Raw genomic sequence first — 8896 nt, 5'->3', positions numbered from 1 at the left:
CAGCGACTGTTCGGTTGTGCGTGAGAACAGCGAAGATCCCAAGCTCCCCGACGGTTGTAGCCGGAGGGTGGACGGGCGACATCGCCGAGCGAGGGGCCTGGCGGCCGCCAGGCCCCTCGCTACGTCGATCCTTGAACAGGATTCGACGACAGCTTCCAGATACAAGGGTGGCGCGCGGAATGCGCGACGGGTGGGGTGTCTCCGCAAGGGAGGTCTCGCAAGCAAGGCATTTGCAAGCTCTTCAGTCCAATCGCTGAACACGTGCCGGCTGAGAGACCCCACCCGGCCGCCCTGCGGGCGCCCACCATGCCGCGACGACGAATGAATTGGCGAGCGCGCATTCTACTGTTCCCATTCATCACGAAGGCCGCGCACATAAGCATCGACCTCAGCCTGTGAACGATAGCTCCCTACCGTTCCGATGAATGACGTTAGAGATCTGCGCTCACCTAGCCCCTGCCTCACGGCAACAGCTGCGCTCAGAATGGCGCGCACTTCAGCCGCAAATGCATTGCCATTGGCTTTCGCCCGAGCTTTGATCAATGCGATGACCTTATCATCCACGTTCCGTACAACGATCTGTGCCATTGTCGGCTCCTTTAATCGGAAGGCTAATACATCTTCCGCTTCCCGTCGGCCGCGAACTCCTTGATCGTGTCGGCATAGGTCTCGAAGCGGTCGCGCAACTTGAGGCGGCGCGCCTGCGCAGCGGTGATGAGCTGCACATGCGGCGCGCGGTCGAGCTCGCCCGCCATGTTCCAGCAGTCCTCTTCGGCGGTGATCCAGTCTTCCGGGCGGTAGGCGCCGATGTCGAAAGGCCGCGACACGCGCCGCAGGCTCTTCTTCGGTCCCAATATGTATTCGTGGAAATAGGACATGGCGAGCTCGCGCGGGGTGCGATAGACGGGGTCGCGCCATCTGAGCCAGATGGAATTGCTCTTGGAGATGGCGCCCCAGAAGCGCCCGCGCCGGAACAGCGCCAGGACATGATCGTCATCGCCCCGCGCCTGGAAATCCATGAGGAGTGCCGGCGCCCCATGCAGCATCAGCGCGCAGGCCGCGATGAAGGCGCCTTCGATGCAATGGCAGCAATTCTTGCGCAGCGCCATGCGCACCGAATAGCAGGTATCGCCATCGGGCTCGGCATTGCTCGGCATGTTGGTGATGAAGTCCTGGATCTTCTCCGGGCTCGAGAGCCTGGCGAAGACCGCTCTTTCCTCTGGCGTCAGGCCGATCTCTTTGGCGAGCCCCCGGTCGAACGCCATTTCACATCCTGTCGCCGCCGACCGAGAAATCACGCCTGGCCGAGAAGATCGACACCGTATAGCCCGCCACCACATCGACCAGCGCCATGACGGTGAGCATCAGGAAGGCGGGCGTACCGAAGGCCTGGACCAGCAGGAAGACGATGAGGGCGATGATGAAGGTCGCGGTCGACAGCATATGGTCGATGACCGTGCCGGCGCCGAGCCGCGCCGATTTGATGACCTCGAAGAACAGCGCCACGAGCCCGGCGATGACGATGACATCGCCGAAGGTCAGGAACAGTTCGGCGCCCGAGGGCAGCACCCAGTCCATGAAGGCGGAACCTGCGGAAAAATTCGGATTGATGGCGAGTGCCGTGTAGATGACCATGACGACGGCGATGAGCGGAAGGGCCAGGATGAAGCGCATGAAATATCCTTTTCTGCAGTGCAAATTGAACTGATTTGCAGAATGGGGAAACCCATCATATTTTAGCAATACGGGGCTCCTATATTGTTCTTTATTCCGAACGATCGTTCGGCTATAAAGACGAAAATTACGCACATGGAGGTTTGAATGGCACTACAACTTGGCGATGTCGCGCCCGATTTCGAGGCTGATACCACGGAAGGGCACATCAAATTCCATGACTACATCGGCGATTCCTGGGTGGTGTTCTTCTCGCACCCCAAGGATTTCACGCCCGTTTGCACCACCGAGCTTGGCGCCATGGCGCGCATGAAGCACGAATTCGACAAGCGCAAGACCAAGCTCATCGGCATATCGGTCGATTCGGTCGAGGACCATAAGCGCTGGAAACAGGACATCAAGGATGCGACCGGCGGCGAGGTGAACTACCCGATGATCGGCGATCCCGATCTTTCGGTGGCCAAGCTCTATGGCATGATCCATCCCAATGCCACCGGCAATGCCAAGGGCCGCACCGCCGCCGACAATGCCACGGTGCGCAACGTCTTCGTCATCGGTCCCGACAAGAAGATCAAGCTCATCATCACCTATCCGATGTCCACGGGCCGCAATTTCGACGAGGTGCTGCGCGTCATCGATTCGCTGCAGCTTACCGCGACGAAGTCGGTGGCGACGCCGGCGAACTGGAAACAGGGCGAGGACGTCATCATCCTTGCTTCCGTCTCCGACGAAGCCGCCAAGGAGAAATTCCCCGGCGGCTGGAAAACCATCAAGCCCTATCTGAGGCTCGTTCCGCAACCAGGTGCGAAATAGATCTCCCTGGACGGCCACCTTCAAAAGCCCGGCCTCGCGCCGGGCTTTCTTTTTTTGTGGCCAGTCAGACGAGATCGCCCAAGGCCTTGATCAGCGGCTGAAGCTCCTTCTCATAGCGCCGCCAGCGCCCGACCGAGGTCTGATAGATCGGGTTGCGGACCTGGTTGCGGCTGAAGGTCCGGACCGCCGCCGTCGCTTCATGGAAGCTCAGGCAAGCCGGATCCCAGGGAAGATCCAGGAAGGCGATAAGCCGGCGGACCTCGTTATCGAAATCCCCCGTCAGCTTCTCATAGTCGAGATCGAGGAATTTGAGCGGCAGCACCTTGCGCCAATGCGCCATGAGGCGCGCATATTCCCGGTAATAGAGGCCGAGCGTCTCGAGATCCCTCGAATAGCCGTGTTTCTCGTTGAGCCTGGTCTGATAGCAGGAAAGGCACGTGTCGATGGGGTTGCGCCGCAAATGCACGATGCGCGCCTCGGGCAGGATGAGCGCGATCAGCCCGAGCAGCTCGAAATTATGCGGCAGCTTGTCGACGATGCGGCGGGCATTCGGTGCGAAGAACTGCAGGAGCTCGACATATTTTTCGCCGAGCATCGTCATCTCGACCTCATGCTTGGCATCGATGGTGGTGAGGAACCGGTCGCTCGCCTCGTAATAGTGGAACCCCTGGCCCACCTTCCACAGCCGGTCGAGCTCGCCGGCGCCGCCCGCTTGCGGATGGCGCGCGATGATCTGCTCGACCAGGGTGGTCCCTGAGCGCGGCATGCCGATGACGAAGACCGGGATATTGCTGCGCGTGGCCATGGCCTGGCGCGCGGCAAAGGTCTCCGGCGTGAAACGGGCGATGACCGCGTCGACCCAGGTCCTGTAGCGCTGGAGATCGAAGGGCGCCTTGTCGGCTTCATTGGCCGCCCTGAAATGGGCGAACGCTTTCGGATGATCGCCATTCTGCTCATAGATCTTGGCGGCGCCATTATGCAGCGCATTGAGGGGGCGGCCGGCGAAGGCGCCCGAGGCGATCTTGGCTTCGACCGCGGCGAGCAATGGCGAGGCGAGATCGTGCTTGTCATTCGCCGCCAGGCGATGGAGCGCGAAAACGCCGATCCTCGGGTGATCGCGCAGCGCCTCGAAGCAGCCGCGCGCTTCCTCTTTCTGGCCCAGCATGTCGAGCGTCTTGCCGAGCGCCCATTTGTAGTCGGCATTCTGCGGATCGGCGCGGCAGGCCTTCTCGTGATAGGGCAGAGCGAGCTCGGGCTTGCCGGCCATGCGATAGAACTCGCCCAGGAGCCACGAAGTCTTGATCAGCTTGGGATCGATCGAGAGCGCCCGGGTGAGCGGCGCCTGCGCCAGCTCGATCAGGCCGAGATCGAGATAGGCGCAGCCGAGATTATTGAGATAGACGGCGTTGCGCGGCTCCTTGCGGGCCGCGAGCTCCAGATACTTGACCGCGGCCCCCGGACTCTTCCGGTTGATCAGGACGGCGCCCAGGATATTGTTGGCATCGGCATGATCGGGATGGTTGCGCTGCACATGGCGCGCCGCCGCTTCCGCCGCCACGAAATCGCGCCGGCCGAGAAGCGCCAGCACCTGCTTGAGCTGGGCGACGACCGGATCGGGACGCTTCAAGGGCTGGGGCGGCGCCATTTTCTCTCCACTCGACAAAAACCGCGCGCCCTCTTAACACGGGCGACAGGCCCACTGTAAGATGCTGATCATGAAACTCCATGGCGATCTCGTTTCCCCGTTTTTCCGCATGTGTCTCGTCACCGCCCACGAAGTGGGCCTGGCCGGCAAGGTCCAGCCGGTCGAGACCAAGGTGACGCCCGTCACCATCAATGCCGATCTCACGCAGCTGTCGCCGGTCGGCAAGATCCCGGTCCTCGTCACCGACCACAATCATCCGATCTATGACTCCCGCGTCATCATCGAATATCTCTGCCATGTGTCCGGCAACAAGACGCTGATTCCCGATGACGGCGTGAAGCGCTTCCGCGTGCTCACCCTCGCCGCCTTGGGCCAGGCCATTGCCGAAGCCGGCGTCGGCCAGCGCTATGAGACGGCGGTGCGCCCGCAAGGGCTGCAGTGGCGCGAATGGATGGATCGCCAGCATTTGCGGGTCAAGGCCGAGTTCGACGATCTCGAGAAGGCTTGGGAAAAGGACCTGCACGAGGTCACGGCGGGCTCGATCGCGGTCGCCGTCGCCCTGGCCTATCTCGATTTCCGCCTCCCCGACTGGCCGTGGCGCGACAACCGCCCGAAGCTCAGGGCCTTCCACAAGGCCTTCTCGGCCCGCCCCTCGATGCAGGCGACCGCTTTGAAGCCGGCTTAGGCGCGTGATCAGGAAAAGTGGGCACCGGTTTTCCGTCCGATCACGCGCCAAATTAAGAAGTCAGGGTCCCTTCCAGTCCAGCGCGCAAATCTCGGCCGAACGGCCTTTAAAATCCCAGTTGCGGCCATGGCCGCGGAAGCGGCTCTTGATCGCCTGCGCCACGATGATCTGCGGCCCGATCCAATATTGGCTGTTCTCGATCGTCGTGTGCTGCCCCGCTTCCTTGCCGGCGATGGGCGCGATCTCGCCGTCGATGATCTTGGGGATGGTGAAGCGCCGCGTCGCACCTTCGGTCTCGTAGCGCACGTCTTCCTGCCACACGCCGAGGAAGCGGCCGACCAGGATGGAGAGGAGATGCGTGGTGCCGCCCGCCTGCCCGGTCATGATCCGGGTCAGCGCCTTCACCTGGTAGATGTCCGCCGCATTGTCGATATAGACACCGGCACTCCAGTTGCCGCGGCTCATCTGGCCCGGTATCTCGATGATGAGGCCGAGATTGATGCCGGAAAGGCCGACCTCGCCGAATTTCCCGTCATCGATGCGGATGCCGCCCCAGGTCTGGCAATAACCTTCCGTAGGCGGATGTTTTCCGAGCGAGAGCACGCAGGGACAGAAGACGGTGCAATTGCACGACAGGATCAATTCGCCTTTGATATGCCAGGGCTCACGAGCCATTAAGTTCTCCTAGATGAAAAGCATGAGAAGGCCGGCGCCGATGAGACCGAAGCCTAGGCCATAGGACAAGGGTTTGGGCTCGGCGAGGGTCTTCTCCAGCACCATGACAAGGCCGATGAAGGCCATCCACAGGATATTCATGAGGCCCGCCACGAAGCTCAGCGTCATCAGTGCCCAGCAGCAGCCGAAGCAGTTGAGTCCCTGATCGAGGCCCATGCGCAGGACGCCCAGGGGCCGGTCGCTCCATTGCGCCAGGAAATAGGACATGGGGGCGCGGCATTTGCTGAGGCAGGCATGCTTGAGCCCGGTGAACTGATAGGCGCCGGCGCCGATGAGGATGAGCCCGGCGAAACGGCCCTGGAACTCGCCCGCATAGCCCGAGGCGAGCGCCGTCCATTGCGCGATCGAAGCGGCCAACGCGAAGCCGATCCACACCGCGCCATAGCCCGCGGCGAGCCACAAGGGCGATGCGATCTTGATCTGCTTCGCCTCCGCCGCCTCGGCGATGTCGAGATAGGTCGAGAGCATCGGCGCCGCCGAGGGGATCATCATGGCCAATGTCATGGCAAGCCACAGTGCCGCGACTTGCGCGAAACCGGCGCCGGGCTGAGGCGCGCACAGGAGGCTCAGCCACCCCGCAAAGGAAGCGCCGGTCGACATCCAGAGCGTGAGGCCCGACACCGACAGGATGGTGGCCAGGCACAGGGCCATGAACAAGCGCGGCCAGCTGGTCGAATGTCTGAGGATCAGGTCCATGGGGCGAAGCTACCGCGACATTGCTCGCTCTTGAAGCCCCTTGCGCGGGGTCGCATTGTGACCTGATGTCAGAGCATGCCGATGTCGATGTGATCGTTGCGGGTGCCGGCCCCGCCGGCCTCGTCGCGGCCTGCCTTGCGGCGGCCGGAGGCTTCACCACCGCCATGGTCACCGGCCCCGAAAGCACGCGGCCCGACCCCCGCACCGTGGCGCTCATGATGCCCTCGCTCGCGGTGCTCGAAGCGGCGGGTCTGTGGCCGGGAACGCTAATCGAGATCGCCGCGCCTTTGCGCAAGCTGCGCCTCGTCGATGACACGGGCGCCCTCTTCTCCGCACCGGAACTGGTTTTCTCGGCGCGCGAAGCGGGCCTCGAGGCTTTCGGCTGGAACATCCCGCTCGCGGTGCTGAAGCCCGCGCTCGAGGAGCGCGCACGTGAGCTCGGCGCAGAGTTCCGTCGCGCCAGTGTTTCCGGCTGCTCGGTCAAGGGCGGGATCGCCACCCTCGCTTTGGACGATGGCACGACGCTTGCAGGCCGGCTCGTGCTCGCCGCCGACGGCCGCCATTCGCCTTTGCGCCAGGCGGCGGGGATCGGCACCGTCACCTGGTCCTATGAGCAGACGGCGATCGCCGTGAGCTTCGCCCATTCGCGACCGCATCACGGCATATCGAGCGAATATCACAAGCCGGCCGGTCCGTTCACGACCGTGCCCTTGCCGGGACACCGCTCGTCGCTGGTCTGGATGGAGAGGCCAGAGCGCGCCGATGCGCTCATGGCCCTCGACGGCAAGGCGCTGGCGGCCGAGATCCAGGCTATGAGCCATGGCGAGCTCGGCCTCGTCAGCGACATCGGCCCGCGCCAGTCCTTCCCCATGTCGGGTGCCCGCGCCGAAACTTTTGCCCGGCATCGCGTGATGCTGATCGGCGAGGCCGCCCATATCGTGCCGCCGATCGGCGCCCAGGGCCTCAACATGTCCTTCCGCGACGCCCATGACGCCGTCGCTCTGATGACCGCGGCGCGCGACAAGGGCGACGATTTCGGCGGCGACGCGGTCCTGTCTGACTATGATGGGCGGCGCCAGCGCGACGTGCGGCCGAGGCAAGCGGTCATCGATCTGATGAACCGCTCGCTGCTCTCGGGCTATTTGCCGATGGATGCGGGCCGCGCCGCGGGGCTTGCGGCGCTCGCCTCTTTCGGCCCGCTGCGCCGCTTCGCCATGACGATCGGCCTCGGCGGATCCTCTATCCCGCCTGCAGCAGATAGATCAGCAACGGGATCGTGATCCCTGAGATGATGGTGGTGATGAGCACCGCGGTCGATGCGCCTTCGATATAGGCCTTGTACTGGCTGGCGAGGATGAAGGCGTTGGAGGCGGTCGGCAAGGCCGCCATCATCAAGGCGACGTCGCGCCACAAGGGATCGAGGCCGGGCACGATGAGGCTCAGAGCGGCAAAGGCGATGAGCGGCTGCACGATCGTCTTCATCCCGGCGACCAGCGGCATCTCGCGCCCGATGCCGCCGAACTTGCGGGCGCCGACCGTGACGCCGAGCGCAAAGAGCGCCACCGGCCCCGCCGAATTCATCAGCATGGTGAGGATCGTGCCCAAGGCGCCCGGCGCCGTGAAGGAGAAGGCCGATGCGATGCCGCCCAGGATCGTGGCGACGATGAACGGATGGCCGAGCACCCGCTTCACGATGCTGAGGCCGATCTCGCCCCAATGCGCATCCTCGTTGCGCTCATGCGCGAGCGTCGCGAGAAACGCGGTGAGGGTGAACTGCAAGGCGCAGTCGAAACAGAAGACGAGCGCTGCCGGCACCGCGGCCTCGGGCCCGAAGAAGGCGACCGCCAGCGGCAGCCCCATATAGCCGACATTGCCGTAGCTGCCGGCCGTGCCCTGCAGGACCGCGACCTTGAAGGTCGTGCCGAGAAGCCGCCAGGAGACGAGGAACACGGTCATGAAGGCGACAGCCGTCGCGGATGCGGTGGCCGCGACATAAGGCCAATCGATCAGCTTCTCGAAGGGCGCTGCCGCTACGACAAGGAAGATCAAGGCCGGCAGCGCGAACCAGATGAGAAAGATGTTGAGCCATTCGAGGCCCTGATCGCCGACCGCCCAGATACGGGCGGCCGCGACACCAAGCACGACAAGGCCGAAAAACGGCAGAGCGAGATCGAGAATTTCGGCCAATAGTTACCTCTGGCCCCTCCTTAATGGGAGGCAATTCCCTTTTCAACAAGCGACTCACTGCCCTCTTGCCTTTACGGTCAAGGCTTGTCATCAAAGGGGCTATGACGGGCGAAATTCCCCAGGCAAAGTTCCGCATCGGGCAAGTGGTCAAGCATCGGCTGTTCCCGTTTCGCGGCGTGATCTTCGATGTCGATCCGGTCTTCAACAACACCGAGGAATGGTGGCTGTCGATCCCGGAGGACATCCGCCCGCGCAAGGACCAGCCCTTCTATCATCTCTTCGCCGAGAACGAAGAAACCGAGTATGTCGCCTATGTTTCCGAGCAGAATCTGCTCGACGACGAGACCGGCGAGCCGATCCGTCATCCGCAGATCCGGGAATTCTTCGAAGGCTTCGATTCGAAGAACAGCCGCTATCGGCTGCGCGGCGCCCGCAGACATTAAATCTGCCGAGCCGGTCAT

11 protein-coding genes are annotated in these 8896 nt (G+C 63.1%); 4 read left to right on the top strand and 7 right to left on the bottom strand.

Annotation, left to right across the window (positions count from 1 at the left end):
• Positions 1–342 precede the first annotated feature (342 nt).
• From DS839_RS35615 to DS839_RS35605, 3 genes are read right to left on the bottom strand one after another with little or no spacing between them, the layout of a single operon-like run.
• Positions 343–588: a FitA-like ribbon-helix-helix domain-containing protein gene (locus DS839_RS35615; RefSeq protein WP_119275315.1), complete on the bottom strand. Its 246-nt coding sequence runs from the start codon at positions 586–588 to the stop codon at positions 343–345.
• A 23-nt stretch (positions 589–611) separates the two neighbouring features.
• Entirely contained in the window at positions 612–1265 is a 654-nt protein-coding gene (locus DS839_RS35610; protein ID WP_119275314.1) for a hypothetical protein, read from the bottom strand.
• Between the two features lies 1 nt (position 1266).
• On the bottom strand, positions 1267–1674 hold the full coding sequence (locus DS839_RS35605) for a hypothetical protein (RefSeq protein WP_119275313.1): 408 nt from the start codon (positions 1672–1674) through the stop codon (positions 1267–1269).
• Positions 1675–1821: 147 nt separating this feature from the next.
• Between DS839_RS35605 and DS839_RS35600 the strand changes: the two genes are divergently transcribed.
• Positions 1822–2487: a peroxiredoxin gene (locus tag DS839_RS35600; protein ID WP_119275312.1), complete on the top strand. Its 666-nt coding sequence runs from the start codon at positions 1822–1824 to the stop codon at positions 2485–2487.
• Between the two features lie 64 nt (positions 2488–2551).
• On the opposite strand, the gene DS839_RS35595 is transcribed toward DS839_RS35600, so the two are convergent.
• Positions 2552–4132 carry a tetratricopeptide repeat-containing sulfotransferase family protein gene (locus tag DS839_RS35595; RefSeq protein ID WP_119275311.1) on the bottom strand — a complete coding sequence of 527 codons (1581 nt, stop codon included), beginning with the start codon at positions 4130–4132 and terminating at the stop codon, positions 2552–2554.
• Positions 4133–4202: 70 nt separating this feature from the next.
• On the opposite strand from DS839_RS35595, the gene DS839_RS35590 reads away from it, so the two are divergent.
• Positions 4203–4817, top strand: coding sequence for a glutathione S-transferase family protein (locus tag DS839_RS35590; RefSeq protein ID WP_162919019.1), 615 nt, complete (start codon positions 4203–4205; stop codon positions 4815–4817).
• A 60-nt stretch (positions 4818–4877) separates the two neighbouring features.
• On the opposite strand, the gene DS839_RS35585 is transcribed toward DS839_RS35590, so the two are convergent.
• Entirely contained in the window at positions 4878–5492 is a 615-nt protein-coding gene (locus tag DS839_RS35585; protein WP_119275309.1) for a DUF1326 domain-containing protein, read from the bottom strand.
• A gap of 9 nt (positions 5493–5501) precedes the next feature.
• On the bottom strand, positions 5502–6248 hold the full coding sequence (locus tag DS839_RS35580) for a DUF2182 domain-containing protein (RefSeq protein WP_119275308.1): 747 nt from the start codon (positions 6246–6248) through the stop codon (positions 5502–5504).
• Positions 6249–6313: 65 nt separating this feature from the next.
• On the opposite strand from DS839_RS35580, the gene DS839_RS35575 reads away from it, so the two are divergent.
• Complete coding sequence (locus tag DS839_RS35575; RefSeq protein WP_119275307.1) at positions 6314–7528, top strand: FAD-dependent monooxygenase; 1215 nt, start codon at positions 6314–6316, stop codon at positions 7526–7528.
• Here the strand turns inward: DS839_RS35575 and DS839_RS35570 are convergent.
• On the bottom strand, positions 7488–8435 hold the full coding sequence (locus DS839_RS35570; RefSeq protein ID WP_119275306.1) for an AEC family transporter: 948 nt from the start codon (positions 8433–8435) through the stop codon (positions 7488–7490). The genes DS839_RS35575 and DS839_RS35570 overlap by 41 nt on opposite strands.
• Before the next feature lie 101 nt (positions 8436–8536).
• On the opposite strand from DS839_RS35570, the gene hspQ reads away from it, so the two are divergent.
• Entirely contained in the window at positions 8537–8878 is a 342-nt protein-coding gene (gene hspQ, locus DS839_RS35565) for a heat shock protein HspQ (protein WP_119275305.1), read from the top strand.
• Positions 8879–8896 lie beyond the last annotated feature (18 nt).

It is taken from the genome of Taklimakanibacter deserti (genome assembly GCA_003574785.1).
Note: the sequence above shows the minus strand (reverse complement) of the source record. Positions and strands in the feature narration are given on the sequence as shown.

Bases quoted from the DNA above. Each gene is read 5' to 3' on its own strand.
- DS839_RS35610 (WP_119275314.1), bottom strand. From the start codon at position 1,265: ATGGCGTTCGACCGGGGGCTCGCCAAAGAGATCGGCCTGACGCCAGAG.
- DS839_RS35595 (WP_119275311.1), bottom strand. From the start codon at position 4,132: ATGGCGCCGCCCCAGCCCTTGAAGCGTCCCGATCCGGTCGTCGCCCAG.
- DS839_RS35575 (WP_119275307.1), top strand. From the start codon at position 6,314: ATGTCAGAGCATGCCGATGTCGATGTGATCGTTGCGGGTGCCGGCCCC.
- DS839_RS35580 (WP_119275308.1), bottom strand. From the start codon at position 6,248: ATGGACCTGATCCTCAGACATTCGACCAGCTGGCCGCGCTTGTTCATG.
- hspQ (WP_119275305.1), top strand. From the start codon at position 8,537: ATGACGGGCGAAATTCCCCAGGCAAAGTTCCGCATCGGGCAAGTGGTC.
- DS839_RS35590 (WP_162919019.1), top strand. From the start codon at position 4,203: ATGAAACTCCATGGCGATCTCGTTTCCCCGTTTTTCCGCATGTGTCTC.
- DS839_RS35600 (WP_119275312.1), top strand. From the start codon at position 1,822: ATGGCACTACAACTTGGCGATGTCGCGCCCGATTTCGAGGCTGATACC.
- DS839_RS35615 (WP_119275315.1), bottom strand. From the start codon at position 588: ATGGCACAGATCGTTGTACGGAACGTGGATGATAAGGTCATCGCATTG.
- DS839_RS35585 (WP_119275309.1), bottom strand. From the start codon at position 5,492: ATGGCTCGTGAGCCCTGGCATATCAAAGGCGAATTGATCCTGTCGTGC.
- DS839_RS35605 (WP_119275313.1), bottom strand. From the start codon at position 1,674: ATGCGCTTCATCCTGGCCCTTCCGCTCATCGCCGTCGTCATGGTCATC.